The 21,186-nt window shown below is 63.8% G+C and carries 23 protein-coding genes and 1 tRNA gene; 18 read left to right on the plus strand and 6 right to left on the minus strand.

The genetic code is table 11. From position 1 onward, the window contains the following. The first annotated feature begins 48 nt into the window (after positions 1 to 48). Positions 49 to 513 (plus strand): hypothetical protein, encoded by a 465-nt coding sequence (locus PG887_RS18190; RefSeq protein WP_270822499.1) that lies wholly within the window; start codon positions 49 to 51, stop codon positions 511 to 513. 249 nt (positions 514 to 762) lie between these two features. Here PG887_RS18190 and PG887_RS18195 read toward each other — a convergent pair whose 3' ends face one another. Then, complete coding sequence (locus PG887_RS18195; RefSeq protein WP_270822501.1) at positions 763 to 1,008, minus strand: hypothetical protein; 246 nt, start codon at positions 1,006 to 1,008, stop codon at positions 763 to 765. On the opposite strand from PG887_RS18195, the gene PG887_RS18200 reads away from it, so the two are divergent. The 4 genes from PG887_RS18200 (at position 985) to PG887_RS18215 (ending at position 4,312) form a co-directional block, all read left to right on the plus strand. Continuing rightward, positions 985 to 1,659, plus strand: coding sequence for a hypothetical protein (locus tag PG887_RS18200; protein WP_270822502.1), 675 nt, complete (start codon positions 985 to 987; stop codon positions 1,657 to 1,659). The genes PG887_RS18195 and PG887_RS18200 overlap by 24 nt on opposite strands. A 52-nt stretch (positions 1,660 to 1,711) precedes the next feature. Further along, the gene (locus PG887_RS18205; protein WP_270822503.1) at positions 1,712 to 2,383 is read left to right on the plus strand and encodes a C39 family peptidase; all 672 of its coding nucleotides are present in this window, start codon (positions 1,712 to 1,714) and stop codon (positions 2,381 to 2,383) included. A 7-nt stretch (positions 2,384 to 2,390) separates the two neighbouring features. After that, the gene (locus PG887_RS18210; RefSeq protein ID WP_010673556.1) at positions 2,391 to 3,050 is read left to right on the plus strand and encodes a hypothetical protein; all 660 of its coding nucleotides are present in this window, start codon (positions 2,391 to 2,393) and stop codon (positions 3,048 to 3,050) included. Positions 3,051 to 3,112: 62 nt separating this feature from the next. After that, positions 3,113 to 4,312 (plus strand): transporter, encoded by a 1,200-nt coding sequence (locus PG887_RS18215; RefSeq protein WP_270822504.1) that lies wholly within the window; start codon positions 3,113 to 3,115, stop codon positions 4,310 to 4,312. 96 nt (positions 4,313 to 4,408) lie between these two features. Here the strand turns inward: PG887_RS18215 and PG887_RS18220 are convergent, their stop codons facing one another. Both PG887_RS18220 and puuR read right to left on the minus strand, forming a co-directional pair. Then, on the minus strand, positions 4,409 to 5,686 hold the full coding sequence (locus PG887_RS18220; RefSeq protein WP_041213312.1) for an NAD(P)/FAD-dependent oxidoreductase: 1,278 nt from the start codon (positions 5,684 to 5,686) through the stop codon (positions 4,409 to 4,411). Between the two features lie 49 nt (positions 5,687 to 5,735). Next, on the minus strand, positions 5,736 to 6,344 hold the full coding sequence (puuR, locus tag PG887_RS18225; RefSeq protein ID WP_029314011.1) for an HTH-type transcriptional regulator PuuR: 609 nt from the start codon (positions 6,342 to 6,344) through the stop codon (positions 5,736 to 5,738). Between the two features lie 309 nt (positions 6,345 to 6,653). Here puuR and PG887_RS18230 point away from each other — a divergent pair, with 309 nt between their 5' ends. The 5 genes from PG887_RS18230 (at position 6,654) to PG887_RS18250 (ending at position 13,167) form a co-directional block, all read left to right on the plus strand. Continuing rightward, complete coding sequence (locus PG887_RS18230; protein ID WP_010673552.1) at positions 6,654 to 8,117, plus strand: NAD-dependent succinate-semialdehyde dehydrogenase; 1,464 nt, start codon at positions 6,654 to 6,656, stop codon at positions 8,115 to 8,117. A gap of 232 nt (positions 8,118 to 8,349) precedes the next feature. Continuing rightward, positions 8,350 to 9,639 carry a 4-aminobutyrate--2-oxoglutarate transaminase gene (gene gabT / locus PG887_RS18235; protein WP_042014742.1) on the plus strand — a complete coding sequence of 430 codons (1,290 nt, stop codon included), beginning with the start codon at positions 8,350 to 8,352 and terminating at the stop codon, positions 9,637 to 9,639. Between the two features lie 233 nt (positions 9,640 to 9,872). Continuing rightward, positions 9,873 to 10,010 carry a hypothetical protein gene (locus tag PG887_RS18240; RefSeq protein ID WP_010673549.1) on the plus strand — a complete coding sequence of 46 codons (138 nt, stop codon included), beginning with the start codon at positions 9,873 to 9,875 and terminating at the stop codon, positions 10,008 to 10,010. Beyond that, complete coding sequence (locus PG887_RS18245; protein ID WP_270822505.1) at positions 10,010 to 11,353, plus strand: APC family permease; 1,344 nt, start codon at positions 10,010 to 10,012, stop codon at positions 11,351 to 11,353. Before PG887_RS18240 ends, PG887_RS18245 begins: the two co-directional genes overlap by 1 nt. Positions 11,354 to 11,823: 470 nt before the next feature. After that, on the plus strand, positions 11,824 to 13,167 hold the full coding sequence (locus PG887_RS18250) for an APC family permease (protein ID WP_039039328.1): 1,344 nt from the start codon (positions 11,824 to 11,826) through the stop codon (positions 13,165 to 13,167). 75 nt (positions 13,168 to 13,242) lie between these two features. Here the strand turns inward: PG887_RS18250 and PG887_RS18255 are convergent, their stop codons facing one another. Beyond that, complete coding sequence (locus PG887_RS18255) at positions 13,243 to 13,635, minus strand: hypothetical protein (protein WP_029314009.1); 393 nt, start codon at positions 13,633 to 13,635, stop codon at positions 13,243 to 13,245. Positions 13,636 to 13,886: 251 nt separating this feature from the next. On the opposite strand from PG887_RS18255, the gene PG887_RS18260 reads away from it, so the two are divergent. The 7 genes from PG887_RS18260 to PG887_RS18290 all read left to right on the plus strand — a co-directional run bounded on the left by PG887_RS18260 (position 13,887) and on the right by PG887_RS18290 (position 20,063). After that, on the plus strand, positions 13,887 to 15,041 hold the full coding sequence (locus PG887_RS18260; RefSeq protein ID WP_270822506.1) for a Na/Pi cotransporter family protein: 1,155 nt from the start codon (positions 13,887 to 13,889) through the stop codon (positions 15,039 to 15,041). A 137-nt stretch (positions 15,042 to 15,178) separates the two neighbouring features. Then, a complete protein-coding gene (locus PG887_RS18265; RefSeq protein WP_270822507.1) occupies positions 15,179 to 15,649 on the plus strand; it encodes an FKBP-type peptidyl-prolyl cis-trans isomerase in 471 nt (156 codons plus the stop codon). 298 nt (positions 15,650 to 15,947) lie between these two features. Next, positions 15,948 to 16,715 (plus strand): DODA-type extradiol aromatic ring-opening family dioxygenase, encoded by a 768-nt coding sequence (locus PG887_RS18270; protein ID WP_103244471.1) that lies wholly within the window; start codon positions 15,948 to 15,950, stop codon positions 16,713 to 16,715. Positions 16,716 to 17,036: 321 nt separating this feature from the next. Continuing rightward, entirely contained in the window at positions 17,037 to 17,741 is a 705-nt protein-coding gene (locus PG887_RS18275; RefSeq protein WP_270822509.1) for a transporter substrate-binding domain-containing protein, read from the plus strand. Then, positions 17,741 to 18,352 (plus strand): transporter substrate-binding domain-containing protein, encoded by a 612-nt coding sequence (locus tag PG887_RS18280; RefSeq protein ID WP_270822510.1) that lies wholly within the window; start codon positions 17,741 to 17,743, stop codon positions 18,350 to 18,352. Before PG887_RS18275 ends, PG887_RS18280 begins: the two co-directional genes overlap by 1 nt. After that, positions 18,349 to 19,569 carry a PAS domain-containing sensor histidine kinase gene (locus tag PG887_RS18285; RefSeq protein ID WP_233759708.1) on the plus strand — a complete coding sequence of 407 codons (1,221 nt, stop codon included), beginning with the start codon at positions 18,349 to 18,351 and terminating at the stop codon, positions 19,567 to 19,569. Before PG887_RS18280 ends, PG887_RS18285 begins: the two co-directional genes overlap by 4 nt. Positions 19,570 to 19,658: 89 nt before the next feature. Continuing rightward, a complete protein-coding gene (locus tag PG887_RS18290; RefSeq protein ID WP_233759709.1) occupies positions 19,659 to 20,063 on the plus strand; it encodes a response regulator in 405 nt (134 codons plus the stop codon). A gap of 280 nt (positions 20,064 to 20,343) precedes the next feature. Here the strand turns inward: PG887_RS18290 and PG887_RS18295 are convergent, their stop codons facing one another. Then, the gene (locus PG887_RS18295; RefSeq protein ID WP_010673543.1) at positions 20,344 to 20,544 is read right to left on the minus strand and encodes a YbfA family protein; all 201 of its coding nucleotides are present in this window, start codon (positions 20,542 to 20,544) and stop codon (positions 20,344 to 20,346) included. A 215-nt stretch (positions 20,545 to 20,759) separates the two neighbouring features. On the opposite strand from PG887_RS18295, the gene PG887_RS18300 reads away from it, so the two are divergent. Further along, a complete protein-coding gene (locus PG887_RS18300) occupies positions 20,760 to 21,047 on the plus strand; it encodes a hypothetical protein (RefSeq protein WP_041213319.1) in 288 nt (95 codons plus the stop codon). A gap of 63 nt (positions 21,048 to 21,110) precedes the next feature. Here PG887_RS18300 and PG887_RS18305 read toward each other — a convergent pair. Beyond that, positions 21,111 to 21,184, minus strand: a tRNA-Cys gene (locus tag PG887_RS18305). Positions 21,185 to 21,186 lie beyond the last annotated feature (2 nt).

Below are 21,186 nucleotides of genomic sequence, written 5' to 3' on the forward strand. Positions count from 1 at the left end.
AGGGTACCACCAATCAGCAGTTGGCCACCTCTCGCCATTCATCCATGAGTGTCGCACTTATTATCTGAATTCCCGAACAACCAACAAGGCAATCTTGCCGCCATCGCCATTTCGGGTCCGGCCGTCATTCAATTTGGTCAGCTGAATCAATCCACCACCAATCTGAACGGCAGCCAGAGCGTCGCCATCCTGGGCTCGGCCCTGAGCCAGAACCGGGGACTGGTCGGCATCAATCAGGGGGCGGGTGAGGGCAACCAGCAACTGAACGCCTTCGCCCTGTCCCTCGATGACAGCGGCCTGGGTGTCGTGACCGACATCAATCTCAGCTCCAGCGTCGCGAAGACCCCAGGGGGAAAGCCCCCCGCCAACACCACTACCAGCATCTATCTGGATGACACCGCCCTCACGGGCAGCAAGGGGGTCATTCAGGTGAACCAGGTCACGGGACAGGGAAACCAGTCAGTCAACATGGTTTCCCTGCCCCTGGCTGGCGCAGTAACGGCATCCCCATGATGCCGCAGGGATAGGAAGCCAGGCCCGGGGGTATCAGCCGATGGGCATATCTTCCGCTGAAAGTTCAATGGAGAGACTCATTATGCGTGGACTTATTTATAGCTCATTAGCCGCCGCGGTCATCATGGCCATGTCGGGCACTGCATCCGCCGATTACCGCGGTGACAGAGATGAGACAGGGGCAACCTTGACCAAGAAGGTCAAGGCAGAAGTCGATGTGGAATACGAAGGCAGGGTCAATGTCGGCGGCTACATCAACGTCAACAAACTCGGCATGGCCGTCGTGGACAACCAGCAGTCCAGTTCCATGATAGGCACCGCCAATACAAGAACGGAGAACACGAGCAAGATCGACGGCTCGTTCAAGGGTGCATCCGTAACATCGGCGCCAACGTCGCAGCTGGTGACTCCAACGTACAGGGCAACAGCGCTTCCCTGGCCGCCTATGACGAGGTCGATGCCGAGTTCATCATGGGTCGTGGTCAACAACAACATGGCGCCCCTGGCGGATCGTCGGATGCCGAGGTCTTCTCCACCCAGAGCGCCAGCAACAACTGGACGACCAATCACGGCCATCAGAACAAGGCCGGTGTGGGCGATGGGGCCTTCAAGGATGCCGCAGGCAACATCGGGGTCAACGTGACCTCGGGCTCGGGTAACGTCCAGGCCAACAACATGGCAGCCTCCGTGTCCACCGGCAACATGGCCGTGGCCACCGTGGCCAACAGCCAGAGCGTCTCCAAGAACATGACCGAAAACCAAAGCCTGAGTGCAACCAAGACGGTTGACAAGGCGGGTGTGTTCCTCGGTCTCAAGGCTTGGGGCGATTACGAGGGGGGCGGTACCGGCCATGATGTCAAGAAAGGACATGGCCACGACAATGACAACGACAGGTACGGCAACAACAACCCGAAAGATGATGGCAAGTTCGAGTTCAAGGAAGAGGGTGACATCAAGCTCAGTGGGTACGCCGTCGGGTATATTCCCGTGGTCAACACCTACACCAGCCGCGAAACCTTCAACCGGGCAACCATCGATGGCGGCGCCTTCAACGGTGCCGTGGGCAACATCGGGGTGAACGTCTCCTCGGGGACCAACAACCTGCAAGCGAACAATCTCTCGCTGGCCGCAGGGTTTGCCAAGTAAGTCGATGCGAGGGGGCCCAGTGCCCCCTTTTTCCCTGACACTGGAGGTCTGAATGCGCTGGCTGTTGCTGTGTTGTCCTGCCGTCTGGGCGGGCTCGGTGCCACTGGGAGAGCATCTTCCGGCGCTGGGGGATCTCAACAAACCGGTGCAGAGCATTCTGGAGCGCCGGTACGCCAACATCGAGCGCCAACATACGGATTTCAGCTGCGGGGCCGCCGCCGTCGCCACCATCTTGCGCTACGCCTACGGCCATGCAACCAATGAACGCTGGGTCATGGATGGCATGCTTGCCATGGCAGACCCGGAGCAGGTCAAGCACTACGGCTTCTCCATGCTCGACATGAAGCAGTACCTGCAAATGCTCGGCATGCGGGTCAGAGGGTATCGACTGGGCGATGAAAAACTGCGCCAGGTGAGGGTGCCCACCATCGTCCTGCTCAACATTCGCGGCTATCAGCACTTTGCCGTGCTGCGGGCCATCGATCGCCACGATCGCGTCTATCTGGCAGACCCGGCCCTCGGCAACCGGGTGATCACGTTCAAGGAGTTCAAGGAGAGCTGGAACGGCATCCTCCTCGCCGTCATCGGCGCGGGCTATCGTCCCGATGCCCCCCTTGCCAACCCCTCTCCCCCGCTCTCTGTCAGAGGCAAGGATGGGCTCTTCGCCCCGGTCAATGAAACATCCCTGCTGGAATTCGGTTTTCAGCACAAGGAGCTAATGTGAGGTCATCATGAATACCCGACCCGCCCTATGCCTCCTCTGCAGCCTGGGTGGCATCGCCTCTCCGCTGCTGGCAGCACCGGACCCGCTGGCCCATCTGTCAGACCACTTTGCGCCCGAACTGGCGGACGGGGAGCTGGCCCACCTGCGCGGCCGCTATGTCAGCAGCCATGGCATCAGCTACTTCGGCATCGAGTTCATCTCGTCACTGACCACGGCCCAGGCCCAGCAGACGGCGGCCATGAACCTGGCACTGAGCATTGTGCAAAACAAACCCAAGCTGGATGTGCGCGTCAAGGATGAGGTCAAGCCCGCGGCCACGCCCGCCAAGGAGGCCCAGGTGCAGGGGGCCGGGCTGGTGCAGGTCGTTCAACTGGAGGGGAGCGGCAACAGCTCGGTCAACCAGACCGGTATTGAACTGACCACCCCCACCATGACGGGACACCTGGTTCAGGCGGGCAGCTACGAGCATCAGGGCGATCTGGGCACCGCCACCTATCGGGTCTCGGGGAATTATGCCGGCTTGCAACTACACTCTTCCGACGGCCGGGTCCTGCTGGAGCAGAGCCTGCGCGGTACCGACTTCAGCCGGGGGCTGCTGCAGTTCAACAAGGTCAGAGGGGACGGTTTGCAGACGCTCAATCAGACCCGCATCTGGTTTTCGCGCTGAGCACCGGTGAGCCCGGGGGCTGAACCATCAGAAAGGATGATAAACAACAAGGACGTATCCCGATGAAACAGTCTCGCATGCTGTTGATTGCCCTCGCCCCCTTCGCCTGCTGGGGGGCCACGGCCGAGGAGGAGGCCCTGCAACAACAGCTGGATCTCCTGCGCCAGCAACTGATCCAGCAAAATCAGGCCCTTCATCAGCTCCAGGCCCGCCTGGAGGCCGTCAAGGCCGCCGGTGCCACGACGGCAACCGCCGGGGTCGGAGCCGGAGCCGCCGTCGCCTCCACCCAGCAGGACGCCTCACGGCGCACGCCGGAAGTCGGCCGCAGCACCGAAGACCTGATGCTCGAACAGCACAATGTGTTCGACCGCGCCCTGACCGTCGATGTGGGCCTCTCCTACCAGCACTACAACCGCAAGGATCTCGCCCTGCGCGGCTTCCTCGCCCTGGACGCCATCTTCCTTGGCGAAATCAACCTGGATCGGGTGCGCTCCGATCAGTGGACGGCGGATGTCATCACCCGCTACACCCTCAACGATCGCTGGCAACTGGAGCTGGCCCTCCCCTACATGTTCCGCAACACCAACTACCAGAGCACCGGCAAGGAGAACTCCAGCCGCGACTTCGAGGAGCAGAGCGTCAGCGATGGCGGTCTGGGGGATCTCAGCCTCGCCATCTACTACAGGGTCATGGCAGAGAGCGAGGATTGGCCGGATCTGGTGTGGAACTTCCGGGCCAAAGCGCCGACCGGCAAGGATCCTTACGGCATCGAGATCAACACCTCGGAATCGGGCAACCTGGTGACCCCCAAGGAGCTCGCCACCGGCAACGGGCTCTGGCAGCTCTCCACCGGCTTCTCCCTGGTCAAGACCATGGATCCCGCCATCCTGTTTGCCAGCCTCAACTATGGCCACAGCCTCAAACAGGACTTTGACGATATCTCCTACCAGCCCGGCAACCAGCCCGGCAGCATCCAGCTGGGGGACTGGTATGAATATGGCCTGGGGGTCGCATTCGCTCTCAACGAACGCTTCAGCCTCTCCTTCAACATCAACCAGCGCGTCACCATGGAGTCCGAACAGGGGTCCGAAGGCTTTGCCATGGAGAAGGTCACCGGCTCCGATGCCAACGCCGCCAGCTTTGGCATGGGGTCGACCTGGGCCATCACCGACAACCTCTCCATGGCGGTCAACTGGTCTGCCGGGCTCACCACGGACGCACCGGACTACACCATCGGGATCCGCTTCCCCTACCGCTTCTAGCCCCTTGCCCGGGCAGGTTGACGACAAAAAACGAGGGAGACATAACGCCTCCCTCTGCTTGTTGCCGCCAGCCTGCCTGGCGGGCCATCGGTGACATCACACCCCCAGGCGATCGCGCAGGGTGTACCAGGCGGCGCCGGCGGCGGTGAAGGGGATGCGCAGCAGGCGGCCACCCGGGAAGGGGTAGTGCGGCAGCCTGGCGAACGCATCGAAGCGCTCTGCCTGACCGCTCAGCACCTCGGAGAGCAGCTTGCCCGCCAGATGGGTACAGGTGACACCGTGGCCGCTGTAGCCCTGCATGTAGTAGATGTTGTGACCGATGCGGCCAAACTGCGGCAGGCGCGACAGGGTGAGCAGGAAGTTGCCGGTCCAGGTGTACTCCACCTTGACGTCGGCCAGCTGCGGGAAAGTCTTGAGCATCTTGGGGATGATCAGCCGCTCGATGTCCGCCGGATCCCGCGCCCCGTAGACCACGCCGCCGCCATAGATGAGCCGGTGATCGCCGGAGGTGCGGTAGTAGTCGAGCAGGTAGTTGCAATCCTCCAGACAGTAGTTCTGTGGCAAGAGTGAACGGGCCCGCTCCTCTCCCAGCACTTCGGTGGCGATCACCTGGGTGCCGCAAGGCATGCTCTTGCTGGCCAGTTCCGGCACCAGATTGCCGAGGTAGGCGTTGCCGGCCACCACGATAAAGCGTGCCTTCACCGCCCCTTTGGCGGTCTTGACCAACGCCGGCTGACCCGGAGTAATGCTGGTGACGGCGGACTGCTCGAAGATAAGCCCCCCCTGAATGCGGATGGCTTCCGCCTCCCCCAGCGCCAGATTGAGAGGGTGAATATGGCCGCCGCTCTTGTCGAGCAGGGCGCCGACGTAGCGATCGCTCGCGACCACCTCGCGCACCCCCTTGGCATCGAGCAGCTCCAGCTGGTCGTTGCCCCACTTCTCCCAGCGCGCCTTCTGCGCCTTGAGCTCGTGCAGCTGCTTCTCGGTCTCGGCGGCAAAGACGCCCCCCTCCTGCAGATCGCACTGGATGTTGTAGCGCTTGATCCGCTCGCGGATGATCTGGCCCCCCTCAAACAGCATGGAGCCGAGCAGCCTGGCCTGATCCGGCGGGCAGTTCGCTTCGATGGTGTCGATGTCGCGGCTGTAGGAGTTGACGATCTGGCCGCCGTTGCGGCCGCTGGCGCCAAAGCCGACCCTGGCCGCCTCCAGCACCACCACCTTGTACCCCTTCTCCACCAGATGCAGCGCACTGGAGAGGCCGGTGTAGCCTGCGCCTATGACGCAGACGTCGCACTCCAGCTGCTCGGTGAGCGTGGGATAGGGCGCGTGTTTGTTGGCACTGGCTGCGTAGTAACTCTTTACATGTTCGGTCATGATCCCTGTTTCCTTACCGGTTCGTTTCCAACACAACGGGTTGTTCACATTAAAAGCTGGCCGGGGTGTGGGCGCTGACGATGCGGCAGACCTGCCCCGAGGGATTGCTGAAACTGTGGGGCTCGCCGGTGTCGATGACATAGCTGTCCCCGGCGCACAGTTCATAGGTCTGGCCGGCCAGGGTCAGCAGCACCGACCCTTCCAGCACGGTGCCCACCTCCTCCCCCTGATGCTTCACCACGCCGCCGGTGTCGGTGCCGGGGGCATAGGTCTCCAGCATGAAGCCGAGCTGGCGCCGATTGTTGCCGTTGTGCACCAGCTTCATGGAGACCCCCTGGCTGCCGAGCTCGATGAGCTGCTCCGCCTTGATCACCACGCTGGGCGTGCTCGCCACCTCCTCTTCGGCGAAGAAGCGCGACAACGGCAGCTCGTAGACGCTCAGCAGCTTTTGCAGGGAGGCCACCGAGGGGCTCACCTTGTTCTGCTCTATCATGCAGATGGCGCCGTGGGTCAGGCCGCTCAGCTCCGCCACCCGGCGCTGGGAGAGCCCGAGCTCCCTGCGGATCCGGGCAAGCCGCTCCCCCATGTTTCTCTCGTGCTCCGCCAGGGGGTTGTCCGTCATGGTCCGCCACCGGACCTCACCACGGGATTGCTCCATCGCCCACCTCCTTCCATGGTCATTCGAATACCTGGGGCCGACTGGTCAATATAGTGAGTCAGGCACGTCAGCCCCGTTCACTATCCTGCACAACCCAGAGCGTTCATTATTTTGCACACCCTGCGCGATGAAACCCGCTACAATCGCGCTCACAGCCCCATTTCTAGCATGTGACGCCCAGTTCACTCAAATATATTTAACACTTGAAAAACATTTCGGCTCATTTTATGGTCGTTACGTGCTTATTATTCTATACGGTGGTGCCCACATAAACGCGCCACCCAGACCCACTATCGAGGCCCCTTACTTATGTCAGCATCACAACCTGCTCTCTCCCTGATCAAATCCCTGGCCTATGTCGACGGCCGCTGGTGCGAGTCCCTGGGCGGGCGCCGGTTCGAGGTCCTGAACCCGGCCACCGGCCAGGTCATCACCCAGGTGCCCGACATGGACGGGGAGGACACCCGCCTCGCCATCGCGGCGGCCCACGCGGCGCAACCCGCCTGGGCGGCCCTCACCGCCAAGGAGCGCAGCAGCAAACTCTACGCCTGGTTCGAGCGCATCATGGCCAACCAGGAGGAGCTCGCCCGCATCATGACCTGCGAGCAGGGCAAGCCGCTGGCGGAAGCCAAAGGAGAGGTAGCCTACGGCGCCAGCTTCATCCAGTGGTTCGCGGAAGAGGGCAAGCGTGCCTATGGCCGCACCATCCCCGGCTTCTCCGCCGATCGGCGCCTGGCCACCATCAAGCAGCCGGTGGGGGTCGTGGCCGCCATCACCCCCTGGAACTTCCCCATCGCCATGATCACCCGCAAGGCGGGTCCGGCGCTGGCCGCCGGTTGCACCATCGTCATCAAGCCCGCCGCCGAAACGCCCCTCTGCGCCCTGGCGCTGGCGGTACTGGCGGAGCAGGCGGGCATTCCCGCCGGGGTCATCAACATCGTCACCTCCCATCAGGCGAGCGCGGTGGGCAACGAGCTGTGCAGCAACCCCGTGGTGCGCAAGCTCTCCTTCACCGGCTCCACCCGCATCGGCAAACTGCTGATGCGCCAGTGCGCCGACACCATGAAGCGCCTCTCCCTGGAGCTTGGCGGCAACGCCCCCTTCATCGTCTTTGACGACGCCGACCTCGACGCCGCCGTGGCCGGAGCCCTGGCCTCCAAATACCGCAACGCCGGCCAGACCTGCGTCTGCGCCAACCGCATCCTGGTGCAGGCCAGCGTCTATGACGCCTTCGCCGAGAAGCTCGCCGCCGCGGTCAAGGCCTTCAAGGTGGGGGACGGCATGGGCGAGGGCGTCCAGATCGGGCCCCTCATCAACCCGGCCGCCGCCAGCAAGGTGGCCGAGCTGGTGCAGCAATCGGTCGCCGCCGGTGCCCGGGTGCTGGTGGGGGGCGACGCCCACCCCGCCGGTCCCCTCTTCTATCACCCCACCATCCTGACCGGGGTCACCCGGGGCAACCCCATTCTGGACGAGGAGATCTTCGGGCCCGTCGCGCCTCTGGTGCGCTTCGAGACGGAAGCCGAGGCCATTGCGCTTGCCAACGACACCCCCTATGGCCTGGCCGCCTACTTCTATGGCCGCGACATCGCCCGGGTGTGGCGAGTGGCCGAGGGGCTCGAATACGGCATGGTGGGGATCAACGAGGGGATCATCTCCACCGAACTGGCCCCCTTTGGCGGGATCAAGGAGTCGGGACTGGGCCGGGAAGGGGCGGCCGAAGGGCTGGAGGAGTACCTGGAGACCAAATACCTCTGCTTTGGCGGCATTCGCTGAGGGGAGTGAAGGGGCAATCGCATCGTTAAAACAGATGCGTTATGACACAGCCCATCGCTTTTACAGATAGAAAGAGGGGGCCGCCGGTCACGACCGAGCACCTTGTGGGCCCTGAGGGCACACCCGGGGCCCCCTTTTGCGAACAGGCCGCCCTGCCCGAGGGCAGTTGGCGGCACACATATGGCCAAATGGCACAGGAACAGCGGGGGCCCATGCCCCTCAGGGAGGAAAGATGAGTCATTCAAGCAACAACCAGCAGTGGCAGGCCCGCCGCGAAGCGGCCGTGGTCCAGGGGGTCGGCACCCTGCTGCCGGTCTTCATCGACCGGGCGCACAACGCCGAGCTGTGGGACGTGGAGGGCAACCGCTACATCGACTTTGCCTCCGGCATCGCCGTGCTCAACACCGGCCACAACCACCCCAAGGTGGTGGCGGCGGTGCGCGAGCAGCTCGAGAAGTTCAGCCACACCTGCTTCCAGGTAACCCCCTACTCCGGCTATATCGAGCTGGCGGAGAAGTTGAATGCCCTGGTGCCCGGCCCCACCCCCAAGCGCACCCTCTTCCTCTCCACCGGCGCCGAGGCGGTGGAGAACGCCATCAAGATCGCCCGCGCCCACACCGGTCGCAGCGGCACCATCGCCTTCAAGGGGGGCTTCCACGGCCGCACCATGATGGGCATGGCCCTCACCGGCAAGGTGGTGCCCTACAAGACCGGCTTCGGCCCCTTCCCGGGGGAGGTCTATCACCTCCCCTTCCCCGCCGACTACCTGGGAGTGAGTGAAGACGATGCCCTGGCCGCGCTGGATCTCTGCTTCAGCGCCGACATCGAACCCACCCGGGTGGCCGCCATCATCATCGAGCCGGTGCAAGGGGAAGGGGGCTTCTACCCCGCCTCCGCCAGCTTCATGCAGCGCCTGCGCCAGGTGTGCGACCAGCACGGCATCCTGCTCATCTGCGACGAGATCCAGACCGGTTTCTGTCGCACCGGCAAGACCTTCGCCACCGAATACAGCGGTGTCGAACCCGACATCATGACCCTCGCCAAGAGCCTGGCCGGCGGCTTCCCGCTCTCTGCCGTGGTGGGCAAAAGCGAGGTGATGAACGCCGCCAAGCCCGGTGGCCTGGGGGGCACCTATGCGGGCTCCCCCATCGCCTGCGCCGCCGCCCTGGCGGTGCTGGAGGTGATCGAGGAGGAGCGCCTGAACCAGAAGGCCCTGGCCCAGGGGGAGCAGATCAAGGCACGCCTGCACCAGCTGGCGACACGGTTTGACTGCATCGGCAACATCCGCGGCCCCGGCGCCATGGTGGCCATGGAGCTGGTGAAGGAGGGGGATGCCGCCAGACCGGACCCGGATCTCACCAAGCGGCTGGTGGCCGAGGCGGGCAAGCGGGGGCTGGTGCTGCTGGCCTGCGGCGTGCGTGGCAACGTGATCCGTTTCCTCGCCCCTCTGACCGCCCCGGCGGCCATCGTCGACGAGGGACTCGACCTGCTGGAGCAGGCCCTGTCCGCCTCCCTGGCCTGATCCGGAAGACCGCGTTCGCCCACGTACAAAAAAATGCGTTTTTGCTCCCTTGATATGCTTGTCAAGGGGGCATCACGAATGCACAATGCGCCGCCGTATTCAAGGACCGTCCGCTCATCGGAGCCCGGTTCTTTTTTTGCGCCAAACAAATCCATAACGAGGCCGGAACAGACCGGAAATGATAACGAGGTGGCACGCCATCTCACGACACCCACTTCTTAGTGAGGAACTCCATGGGGCATATCATCGCTTTCCTGCCGGCCCGCGCCGGTCTGCGCCATCCGTCCGCATCCCGGACTGGCGCCCCCACCGTGCAGGATGACCTCACCGTCAGCCTGATCCCGTCAGCCTGCCTGCGGGGGATCGCCTGATGCACCCGCACCCCGCCGGTCTGAAAAAAAGCCTGAAACTCTGGCACGTGGTCATCATGGGGCTGGCCTATCTCACCCCCATGGCGGTGTTCGACACCTTCGGCATCGTCACCGAGATCACCGAAGGCCATGTGCCGACCGCCTACCTGCTCGCCCTCATCGGCATGCTGTTCACCGCCATGAGCTACGGCCACCTGGTGCGCAAGTTCCCCTCGGCAGGCTCCGCCTACACCTATGCCCAGAAGGTGTTCCACCCCTATGTGGGTTTCATGGTGGGCTGGGTCTCCCTGCTCGACTACATGTTCATGCCCATGATCAACATGCTGCTGGCCAAGATCTACATGGAGGCTCTCTTCCCCGGCGTGGCCCCCTGGACCTACATCCTGACCCTGGCCGCCGTCATGACCTTCCTGAACCTGCGGGGCATCAAGCTGGTGGCGAACTTCAACAGCCTGATCGTCATCATGCAGTTCAGCATCATCGCCGTCTTCATCGGCCTCATCGCCTGGGGCGTGAGCCACGGCGAGGGCCTCGGCACGGTGGCGAGCAGCCGCCCCTTCTTCTCCGAGCAGATGCACATCAATCCCCTGCTGACCGGCGCCTCCATCCTCTGCCTGTCGTTCCTCGGGTTTGACGCCATCACCACCCTGTCGGAGGAGACCCCGAACGCGGATCGGGTGATCCCCCGCGCCATCGTGCTCACCGCCCTCATCGGCGGCGTGCTCTTCATCTCGGTCTCCTACTTCCTGCAGCTCTTCTTCCCGGACATTTCCCGCTTCCAGCAGCCGGATGCGGTGCTGCCGGAGATCGCCCTCTATGTGGGCGGCAAGCTGTTCCAGGCGGTGGTGCTGGTCTGCACCACGGTGGCGGTGCTCGCCTCGGGGCTCGCCTCCCACGCCGGGGTGTCGCGCCTGCTCTATGTGATGGGCCGGGATCGCGCCCTGCCGAGCCGCGTCTTCGGCTACATCCACCCCACCTGGCAGACCCCGGCTCTCAACGTGCTGCTGGTGGGCATGCTGGCCCTCTCGGCGGTGGTCTTCGATCTGGAGATGGCGCTGGCGCTCATCAACTTCGGCGCCCTGGTGGCCTTCACCTTCGTCAACCTGGCGGTGATTGCCCACTTCTATCTCAAGCTGGGTCACAACAAGACCCTGAAGGATCACCTGCTGTTCCTCGCCCTGCCCCTGTGCGGCGCCGCCTGCATCGGGGTGCTCTGGCTCAACCTGGAGCCCGCCTCCTTCGAGCTGGGGCTGATCTGGGCCGCCCTCGGCGCCATCTACCTGCTGCTGCGCCTCACCGTGTTCCGGGTCCGCCTCGGCCGCCCCGAGCAGGACGCCTCCTGAGCAAAACCGGCGCCCCCAGGGCGCCGGTTTCGCATGGTGGCAAAGCAGGACCCCGTCTGATGACAAGGTTGTCATCGACTTTCCGGCAGCGGTGGCGAAGTGATCGCTCACGGGGGGAACAAATTCCTCGCTGGCGGCCTTTTTCGCTTGTCTCCTCCCCCCCCTGAGGGCACAATACGGCGCCCCTTGAGAGCCGATGTTTCAACAACATCGGTTCTTTGCTTTTCTGGGGCACACCACCATTCACCAAGAGGCCGGCCATGTGCCGGAATTGATACCCAGATTGCCAAGCAATCTCCCGACGTTGTGAGGAAAAACATGGGGCATTTCACTGCTTTCCTGCCGGTCCCCGCCGGCGTGCGCCACGCATCTGTGCCACAGATGGGCGCCCCCTGTGTCCAGCGACGCGTTCCCGCGTCCCTGATCCCGTCCCATCTCGCCCACGGGGCCTGTGCAGAGGAGAAAGCGTGATGGCCGGTGCCAAGCTGCTCAAGACCCTCACCCTGTTCCAGGTCGTGGTGATGGGTCTGGCTTACCTCACGCCCATGGCGGTATTCGATACCTTCGCCATCGTCGGTGACATCACGGATGGTCGCGTGGCCACCGCCTACCTGCTGGCGCTCGGCGGCATCCTGCTGACCGCGTTCAGCTACGGCCACCTGGTGCGCCGCTTCCCGTCCGCAGGCTCCGCCTACACCTATGCCCAGAAGGTGTTTCACCCCTATGTGGGCTTCATGGTGGGCTGGTCTTCCCTGCTGGACTACATGTTCATGCCGATGATCAACATCCTGCTGGCCAAGATCTACCTGACCGCCATGTTCCCCACCGTGGAGCCCTGGATCTTCATCTTCGGTCTGGTGACCGTGATGACCTTCCTGAACCTGCGCGGTATCAAGCTGGTGGCGAACCTCAACGGCTTCATCGTCTTCATCCAGATCGCCATCATCGTCACCTTCCTCGGCCTCATCGCCTGGGGCCTGAGTCACGGTGAAGGGGCCGGCACCCTGATGAGCAGCCGTCCGTTCCATGTGGAGTCTGCCAGCATGCTGCCGCTGTTCACCGGCGCCACCATCCTCTGCTTCTCGTTCCTGGGCTTCGACGGCCTGAGCTCCCTCTCCGAAGAGACCCCGAATGCCGGCAAGGTGATCCCCCGTGCCATCGTGCTGACGGCCCTCATCGGCGGCATCATCTTCGTCACCGTCTCCTACAGCCTGCAGCTCTTCTTCCCGGATCTGGCCCGCTTCAAGGAGCCGGACGCCGTGCTGCCGGAGATCGCCCTCTACGTGGGTGGCACCCTGTTCCAGAGCGTGGTGCTGGTGTGCACCACCGCGGCCGTGCTCGCCTCCGGCATGGCGGCCCACGCCGGCGTGTCGCGCATCCTCTACGTGATGGGGCGCGATCGCATGATCCCGGAGCGGGTGTTCGGCTATATCCACCCCACCTGGCGCACCCCGGCCATAAACGTGCTGCTGGTGGGGGCCCTGGCCCTCTCCGCGGTCTCCTTCGATCTGGACATGGCCCTGGCCCTGGTGAACTTCGGCGCCCTGGTGGCCTTCACCTTCGTCAACCTCTCGGTGATCGGCCAGTTCTGGGTGCGCGAGAAGCGCAACAAGAGCCTCAAGGAGCACCTGCTGTTCCTGGTGCTGCCGCTGCTGGGGGCCGCCACCATCGGCGCCCTCTGGATCAACCTGGAGCAGAGCTCCCTGGAGCTTGGCCTCATCTGGGCGGGGATCGGGGTCACCTACCTCTTCCTGCGCCTCGCCGTGTTCCGCATCCCCTTCCGTCAGTACGAGGAAGCGGCCGACGGCCAGTAAGGCGGCACACACGCCCAAACAGAAGGGGAGCCCATGGCTCCCCTTCTTGCATTCAGACGTCCGGTGCGCGGACCCTCACCCCTGATTGAGCACGGCCGTGGCGGCCGCCTTGACCGGATCCCTGGTCACGGCGTTGACATCCTTGCGGGTCTGGTTGACCTTGTCCTGCGCCTGCTTCACACCGGCACTCTGCTTGTTCAGGGCCGCATTAGTGTGCTGCCTGGTCTCTTTCAGTCCCGCCGTCTTCTTGTCCAGCACGTCCGTGGTGTGTTTCTTCACCTCGGCATTGGCCTTCTCCTTCTGCTTGCGCACCAGCTTGTCGGCATCGCAGTTGCCCTTGACCCCCAGGGTGGCGTTCATCGCCTCGTTCCTGACCGCCTTGTCGAGGTTGCACTCGGACTTGAACACGCTGGCCTGCGCACCGGCAGACAGCAGACCCAGGGAGAGGCACAAAACCCATGCACGCATCATCACTTCCTCAGTTTCAAGACAGGAAAGTCCGGCAGCATATAACCCAGGGATCCCAGTGCAAGGGCGGGGGCCGGTGATGAGCCGGATGGCGTCATATCGGCGTTTGCTCCGACACCTTTTGTCTGCGACGCCCCCTGCAGCCCTGTCACCAAAGCATCATAAAAGTGTCACGTTGTCATATTTCTGTCATGGAGCCTTGTTGTAATGCGCCCGTCCATTTTCAACGCAGAACGACCCCAAGAGGCCATATGCACAGCACCGCATCTTCCGCACCCCAGCAGATCCGTCGTCCCGGCCCCCTGTTCAACTGGCTCGCGGTGATCACGCTGATCTACCTGATCCTGGTCGCCGTTGGCGCCGTCTCCCACGGCTTCAAGGGCTTCTCCGGCGGCGCCGAGGGCGCGGCCCAGATCTTCGCCTTTGCCAACAACCCCTTCGTCGCGCTGCTGCTCGGCATCCTGGCCACCGCCCTGGTGCAATCCTCCAGCACCGTCACCTCGGTGATCGTCGGCCTGGTGGCAGGGGGCCTGCCCATGGCCATGGCCATCCCCATGGTGATGGGGGCTAACCTCGGCACCACCATCACCAACACCATCGTCTCCCTGGGGCACATCCGGGACAGAGGCGAGTTTCGCCGCGCCTTCGCCGCCGCCACCGTGCACGACTTCTTCAACCTGCTGGCGGTCTTCATCTTCCTGCCCCTGGAATTGATGTTCGGTCTGCTGCAAAAGAGCGCCGAGTGGCTGTCCGGTCTGCTGATGGGCTCCGCCGACATGTCCATGAAGGGCATGGACTTCATGAAGCCCCTCATCTCCCCCTCCCTGGATCTCATCGACAGCGCCGTCGCCTTCCTGCCGGGCAAGGGCCCCGCCATCGCCACCATCGTCATCGGCATTCTGCTGATCCTCGGCTGCGTCACCGCCCTTGGCAAGGTGCTGCAACGGGTCATGGTGGGTCGTGCCAAGGAGCTGCTGCACAAGGCCCTGGGCCGTGGTCCGCTCACCGGCATCGCCTCCGGCACCCTGGTGACCGTGATGGTGCAGTCCTCCTCCACCACCACCAGCCTGATGATCCCCCTGGCGGGAGGCGGCGTGTTCAGCACCCGCCAACTCTATCCCTTCACCCTGGGGGCCAACATCGGCACCACCATCACCGCCCTGCTGGCCGCCACCGCCATCAGCGGTGCCGGTGCCCAGCTCGCCCTGACCATCGCCCTGGTCCACGTGCTGTTCAACCTCTTCGCCGTGGTGCTCATCTACGGGGTACCCTTCCTGCGGGAGCTGCCCATCAAGGCCGCCGAAGCCCTGGCCCGGGTCGGCAGCGAGAACAAGCTGCTGGCGCTGGGTTACGTGGCCGGGCTCTTCTTCGCCCTGCCCGCCCTGATGATGGTGGCCGTCAAGTAAATCCGAACCGGGGGCATCATGCCCCCGGTGCCTTGCCCGTCCGGTCACATCCTCCGGCATCCCCCCTCGCCCTCCCTCCCCGGCTGGGATAAGATGCCCCTTCATTGCACTCTGATTTCAAGGAACAGGAAAACCCGATGAAATTCATTCTGATAGCCCTTCTTATCGCCGGCGCCGCCTACTACTTCTACTCCAGCAGCAACAACCGGAAGCTGGCGGAAGAGAACGTGCGCAAGGGGGCCGAGTTCCTCGCCAGCAACCAGGAAAAACCCCTGGTGACCACCACCGCCTCCGGCCTGCAGTACGAAGTGCTGACCCCGGGCACCGGTACCGTTCACCCCAGCGCCACCAGCAAGGTGAAGGTGCACTACGAGGGCAAGCTGCTGGACGGCACCGTGTTCGACAGCTCCGTCGCCCGTGGCGAGCCCATCGAATTCGGCCTCAACCAGGTGATCAAGGGGTGGACCGAAGGGGTGCAACTGATGGTGGAAGGGGAGAAGACCCGCTTCTACATCCCCGCCAACCTGGCCTATGGCGACAGAGCCGCCGGCAAGATCCCGCCGGGCTCAGTCCTCATCTTCGACGTGGAGCTGCTGGGCATTCAATAAACCCGCCCGGGGCCCGCGTTGATCTTGGCGGTGGCGCTGCGGGGCATCCCGTCAGAGGCCACGTCCGACGGACCCTGATCACAACGCCGGCGCACTGCGCCGGCGTTGTCGTTTCTGCCCCGGTCTCCCTCGCCCTGACGCCAGACTATCAACCAAAAGTGAAGAGTGCTTATCCTTAAAGCCTGATTGTTAACCCATCAATAGGGGCAGATAATGACCACATCGTCAGCGGCATGTCGCCCTGGCCTCGGGTTGTCGGTGCGCCGCGCGCATCGGCACAACGCATATGGAGTCTGTCATGTCTATCGCCCCTGTCTGGTTCATCTCCCACGGCGCCCCGGATCTGGTCCTGCGCGATCAGCCCGCGACCCGGTTCCTGAAGCAACTGCGCCTCGAGGATGCCAGAGGGCTGGTGGTGATCTCGGCCCACTGGTTCAGCCGAAGCGAGCTGCAGATCAACGTCGAGCCCAGCCCGGCCCTGATGTACGACTTCTACGGCTTCCCCGAGCCCCTCTACCAGATCCGCTGGCCCGCGACGAGCCCGCAATGGTTGCAGGAAGCAGTGAGCGATCAGCTGCTGCTGGCCGGCCTGCCCGCCACCCCGGTGCGCCGCGAGCTGGATCACGGAGTCTGGTCCCCCCTCTCCCTGATGGATCCGGACAGTGAACTCCCCCTGGTGCAGATCGCCATCCCGGCCAGCTTCACCCCGGCCCAGCTGTGGCAACTGGGGGAGGCATTGCAGGGGCTGCGCGAGCAAGGGATCGGCATCCTCGCCTCCGGCGCCATCACCCACAACCTGCGTGCCCTCGGGCCGGATGGCTCGCCGGTTCCCCAGTGGGCGAGCCAGTTTGCCCGCTGGCTGGAGCAGACCATGGCAGAGGGAGACAGGGGGGCGCTGGAAGAGTACCGGGCCCGGGCGCCGGGCGCGGTGGAATCCCACCCCCACGACGATCACCTGCGCCCCCTGTTTGTGGCGCTCGGCGCGGCGGGGGCCGACAGACCCCGAAAGCTGCACGACAGCTGGGATTACGGCAGCCTCTACATGGGGGCCTACCAGTTCGGTTGAGGGCGGGGCGGCCAGGTCGCCCTGCTTGCCGTACTGCCGCCGACGCGCGTGGAGAAATAGCGGACTCGTTATAGCCATTTTCCGGTAGAATGGCCGCCATTGGATGAGGCTTGGCAGGGATGGCTGTCGCGTCGGGTGGCTAGATGAACCTATATCGAACACTGATCCTGCTCTGTCTGCTCTGCCTTCAACCTGTGCAGGCCCTGACCCTGCACAGCCGCTACGATCCCGCCCCGCTGGTCGGAGGCGGAGCTCGGATGGCTGCGCCAGCAGTCCCAACTGCGGGTCGGCATCCTGCAAGAGGACTACCGCCCCTTCACCATGATCGCTCGCCAGCGCGTCGAGGGGCTCAGTGCCGACTACATCGACCTGCTGGCCCGGATGCTGGACAAACCCGTTGCCCTGAGCGCCTTCCCCGACAAGGCGCACCTGCTCCGTGCCCTGGCACGGGGGGAGATACACCTCGCCAGCCTCGGCAATCTCACCCTGGCGGACAGTGACACCCGGGCGATCCGCCTGAGCAACCCCTATTTCAGCAGCCCCCTCGTCTTCTCCGTGCCCAGACGTTATCGGGGGGCACTGCTCACACCGGGACAGCGGGTGGCCGCCGTCCGGGATCAGATAGACAGGGCGCGCTTTGGCCGCTACTACCCCACTCTCACCCTGGTGACCTATCCCTCCAACATGGAGGCGTTCGATGCGGTCTTCTTCGGCCGCGACGACATCCTGCTGGGGGATGCCCACGCCACCCACTACCTCAACAGCGAGCGCTTCGACAACCTTCGCCAGCGGGGCGAGGCCCCGCCCGATCTGGCGCCTGCCGAGTTCCGCTTTGCCGTCCCGGCCACCGAGCCCGCCCTGCTCAGCCTGGTCAACCGGGGGCTGGCGGCCATCGACGACCGGGCGCGCAACACCCTCTTCACCCAGTGGAACGGGCCCATCCGCGACATGAGCGAAGCGCCGATCTCTATGATGCCGCCGAGCGGGCCTGGATGCGGCAAGCACCCCCCATCAGGGTGTGGCTGATGGACAACCTCTACCCCTATGGCACCCTGGATCATGACGGCCAGCTGGTCGGCATGACGGTGGACATGCTGGACAAGATCCGCACACGCACCGGCCTCACCTTCGAGTTCGTGCGGGCAGACTCCGAGCGCCAGTTGGCAAAAGCCATGCAGTCAGGCGCCATCGACCTCATCGGCGCCATCTCCCAGCAGGTGGCCGAACACTACGGGCTGCGCACCTCGGTGCCCTACGCCACCGACAACATCTATGTGATCCTCACCCGCCAGGAGGAACAAGGGATCGACACCCTCCGGAGTCTGGCGGGCAAGACGGTGGCGATGACGCACCATGTGCCCCTCGCACAGAGACTGGAGGGCAGCCGCATCACCCAGGTGGAGAGTGCCGCAGAAGCGATGGAGGTGCTCGCCCAGGGACGGGTGGATGCCGCCATCGTGCCCCTCTATTTTGCCCGCCATGCGCTGGACAATGATCCCCAGAGCCCCCTGCGCATCGCCGGCCCCGCCGATGACGAGCCGATCCGGATGGGGTTTGCCAGCCTGCCCGGACTGGGGATGCTGATGGGGATCCTCGACAAGACCATCCTCGCCATCCCCCCAACGAGCTCGCCATGATGAGTTACGAGTGGCGCAACCGCAAACTGCCGGTGCCCGGCTTCATGGATCGCCACGCCCACATCGTCTACCTGGTGTTCGTGGGGCTCATCACCCTGGCGCTGGTGCAGCTCTATCGCAACCGCATGTTCAAGCGGATGGCCAGCGCCGAGCAGGCGTCCCGCCAGCAACTGGAGGCCCATGTCAGGTTCATCCGGGCGCTGGGGGAGAGCCTGCCCCACCCCATCGTCGTGCGGGACAAGAGCGGCAAGGTGCTGCTGTGCAACAGCAAATACCTGACCCAGCTCGGCGCCGAGCCAAAGGCCATCCTGGGTCAGCCCTTCGCCCAGGGGCTGTCAGGGGTGCTCGATGCAGGCAGCATCGCCGTGCTGGAGCAGGACTTTGCCAGGGTATTGCAGGAGGGGCAGCCCATCTTTGCGGATCGCCTCTTCCATCACAGGGGGACCCAGAGCGACATCTATCACTGGATGGTGCCCTATTTCGACGGGGAGGGGGCCATCAGCGGGGTGATCGACGGCTGGATAGACATCACGGACCGCAAGCGGCTGGAAGAGGCGCTGCGCGAGGCCAAACAGCAGGCCGACAGCGCCAGCCGAGCCAAGAGCGACTTCCTCTCCACCATGAGCCACGAGATCCGCACCCCCATGAACGCCATCCTCGGCATGCTGGAGCTGGCCACCGAGGATCCCGCTCTCAGCCGTCACAGCGGCGAGCTGCTGCGCATCGCCGCCGACTCCGCCAACGGCCTGCTGGATCTGCTGGGGGACAGCCTGGATATCGCCTCCATAGAGGCGGGCCAGATGACCCTGACTCCCACCCCCTGCGATCTCGCCCCCCTGCTCTCGTCCGTCACCCGGGTCTTTGCGGGCATGGCCGAGCAGAAGGGGCTGATCTATGAGGTCAGGCTGCCCGACACCCCCATGCCAAGGGTGCTGATCGATCCCCTTCGCCTGCGCCAGATCCTCTTCAATCTCATCGGCAACGCCATCAAGTTCACCGAGCAGGGCCGGGTCGCCATCACCGCCACCCTGACCGGGGGCGAGCAGCCTCCTGTGCTGCACCTCACCATCACCGACACCGGAGCCGGCATTCCCGCGGACAAGCTGCCCCGGCTCTTCACCCCCTTCTATCGCGCCCACGGCCAGGGCCAGTTCCCCGGCAGCGGGCTGGGCCTCAACATCGCCCGCATCCTGTGCCAGATGATGGGGGGGAGATAGCCGTTCACAGCCAGGTCGGCGAAGGTACCCGGCTCGAGATAAGGCTGCCCCTCACGCTCGCTCAGCAACCCCCCGCCCCGATCACGGCAATGCCGGCGCCCCAGCCCCACCAGGCTCAACCCCTCCCCCATCGGCTGCATATCCTGGTGGTCGATGACAATCACGCCAACCAGATCCTGCTGCGCCAGCAGCTCAAGCACCTAGGACACGACGTCAGTGTGCGCAGCAATGGCCTGGAGGCCCTGCGCGCCCTCGCCAGCCACCCCTTCGATCTGGTCATCACCGACTGCCAGATGCCGGTGATGGACGGCTTCGAGCTGACACGCAGCCTGCGTGCCCTTGGCCATGACCTGCCCGTCTGGGGCTTCACCGCCCATGCCCAGCCTCGCGAGCGGGAGCTTTGCCTCGCCGCCGGCATGAACGACTGCCTGTTCAAGCCCATCGGCCTCGCCCGTCTGCGTGCGGCGCTGGCCACCCTTGGGCCTGCGCCCTGAGTACCGCCAGCCTTTCCTCCCGTCATGTCGCACGGGCGCGGCTGAGAATGCGGCTGAGAGTGCGACTGAGAGTGCGGCATAAAGGGTCGCCCACAGAAACAAGAGACAAGAGACAAGAGACAAGAGACAACGTGGACCAGCCATGGATACAAGGCCGGTGGCGGTTCGAGCCCCATAAAAAAACCGACACCAAGGTGTCGGTTTTTTTATATCGGGAGGTGCGCCCTGCCTGCCTGTCACGCCAGTCTGGCACCGGGTGAAGCGGGCGTCACGGGGAGGATCAGTAGAAGATCCGCTCCCCTCGCTCGCTCATCTTGAGCCAGACCGGCTTGGTGCTGGTCTTGCTCCAGATGCGGTGCAGGTAACTGTAGAAACGGGCGCGATCCCGGCGAAACAGCATCACCGGGAAGGCGAGCAAACCCGCCATCAGGACGAAGATGCGGCGAAGGATTATCTGAGTCAGGGAGAAGGGATGAAACATGATGTAACGCCTCACTGGTAAGACCACTGAACAAAGATTACGCCAATCATTGTAGGATTACTACACCGACAGCGCCATTTTTTGATAAAAAATGGGTCTTAAAGCCTAAAAAATGAAACTGGGTTACATTCTTTAACTAAAAAACAACAAAGGTGGTAAAACGCGACCCCTGTTCCAGAGTTAACGAGGACTGGACCAGAACGGGGGAACACAGGATGAAACTTGCAGATGCGGCGCTGCTGGGGGCATTGGGCGTGCTCGCCTGGAGCCAGTGGCAGGAGTGGCGGCTCAATCGTGACGATGCCATCGACATCCCCTATCACGGGGTCCCCACCGCCAGCCTGTGGCAATGCGGTTTGCTGATAAAGGAGATGGCCGCACTGGCAGAACAGGGGGGCGAAGAGAGGTCCGGATCCAGGGGCGAGGCATTGGCCGAGATGGATCAGCATCTGCACAAGACATGGCAACGGGAGGGTTGTTCACGGCTGACTGACATCCAATGAAGCATCATCCTGGGCCGCCATGGCGGATGGACAACGTCAGGGATATGGAAAACAGGGAGAAGATGGAGGCACGTTCCGGAGTCGAACCGGACTAAACGGATTTGCAATCCGCTGCATAACCGCTTTGCTAACGCGCCAT

Source organism: Aeromonas sp. QDB14, assembly GCF_027707845.1.
In the GTDB taxonomy this organism is placed as follows: domain Bacteria; phylum Pseudomonadota; class Gammaproteobacteria; order Enterobacterales; family Aeromonadaceae; genus Aeromonas; species Aeromonas caviae.

Coding starts and splice junctions, on each gene's coding strand:
- PG887_RS18200 (WP_270822502.1), top strand. CDS start 985: ATGGGTCGTGGTCAACAACAACATGGCGCCCCTGGCGGATCGTCGGAT.
- puuR (WP_029314011.1), bottom strand. CDS start 6,344: ATGGAGCAATCCCGTGGTGAGGTCCGGTGGCGGACCATGACGGACAAC.
- PG887_RS18240 (WP_010673549.1), top strand. CDS start 9,873: ATGGGGCATATCATCGCTTTCCTGCCGGCCCGCGCCGGTCTGCGCCAT.
- PG887_RS18260 (WP_270822506.1), top strand. CDS start 13,887: ATGCACAGCACCGCATCTTCCGCACCCCAGCAGATCCGTCGTCCCGGC.
- PG887_RS18215 (WP_270822504.1), top strand. CDS start 3,113: ATGAAACAGTCTCGCATGCTGTTGATTGCCCTCGCCCCCTTCGCCTGC.
- PG887_RS18255 (WP_029314009.1), bottom strand. CDS start 13,635: ATGCGTGCATGGGTTTTGTGCCTCTCCCTGGGTCTGCTGTCTGCCGGT.
- PG887_RS18205 (WP_270822503.1), top strand. CDS start 1,712: ATGCGCTGGCTGTTGCTGTGTTGTCCTGCCGTCTGGGCGGGCTCGGTG.
- PG887_RS18195 (WP_270822501.1), bottom strand. CDS start 1,008: ATGTTGTTGTTGACCACGACCCATGATGAACTCGGCATCGACCTCGTC.
- PG887_RS18280 (WP_270822510.1), top strand. CDS start 17,741: ATGGACAACCTCTACCCCTATGGCACCCTGGATCATGACGGCCAGCTG.
- PG887_RS18270 (WP_103244471.1), top strand. CDS start 15,948: ATGTCTATCGCCCCTGTCTGGTTCATCTCCCACGGCGCCCCGGATCTG.
- PG887_RS18275 (WP_270822509.1), top strand. CDS start 17,037: ATGATCGCTCGCCAGCGCGTCGAGGGGCTCAGTGCCGACTACATCGAC.
- PG887_RS18295 (WP_010673543.1), bottom strand. CDS start 20,544: ATGTTTCATCCCTTCTCCCTGACTCAGATAATCCTTCGCCGCATCTTC.
- PG887_RS18230 (WP_010673552.1), top strand. CDS start 6,654: ATGTCAGCATCACAACCTGCTCTCTCCCTGATCAAATCCCTGGCCTAT.
- PG887_RS18265 (WP_270822507.1), top strand. CDS start 15,179: ATGAAATTCATTCTGATAGCCCTTCTTATCGCCGGCGCCGCCTACTAC.
- PG887_RS18285 (WP_233759708.1), top strand. CDS start 18,349: ATGATGAGTTACGAGTGGCGCAACCGCAAACTGCCGGTGCCCGGCTTC.
- PG887_RS18300 (WP_041213319.1), top strand. CDS start 20,760: ATGAAACTTGCAGATGCGGCGCTGCTGGGGGCATTGGGCGTGCTCGCC.
- PG887_RS18290 (WP_233759709.1), top strand. CDS start 19,659: ATGCCGGCGCCCCAGCCCCACCAGGCTCAACCCCTCCCCCATCGGCTG.
- PG887_RS18210 (WP_010673556.1), top strand. CDS start 2,391: ATGAATACCCGACCCGCCCTATGCCTCCTCTGCAGCCTGGGTGGCATC.
- gabT (WP_042014742.1), top strand. CDS start 8,350: ATGAGTCATTCAAGCAACAACCAGCAGTGGCAGGCCCGCCGCGAAGCG.
- PG887_RS18245 (WP_270822505.1), top strand. CDS start 10,010: ATGCACCCGCACCCCGCCGGTCTGAAAAAAAGCCTGAAACTCTGGCAC.
- PG887_RS18250 (WP_039039328.1), top strand. CDS start 11,824: ATGGCCGGTGCCAAGCTGCTCAAGACCCTCACCCTGTTCCAGGTCGTG.
- PG887_RS18220 (WP_041213312.1), bottom strand. CDS start 5,686: ATGACCGAACATGTAAAGAGTTACTACGCAGCCAGTGCCAACAAACAC.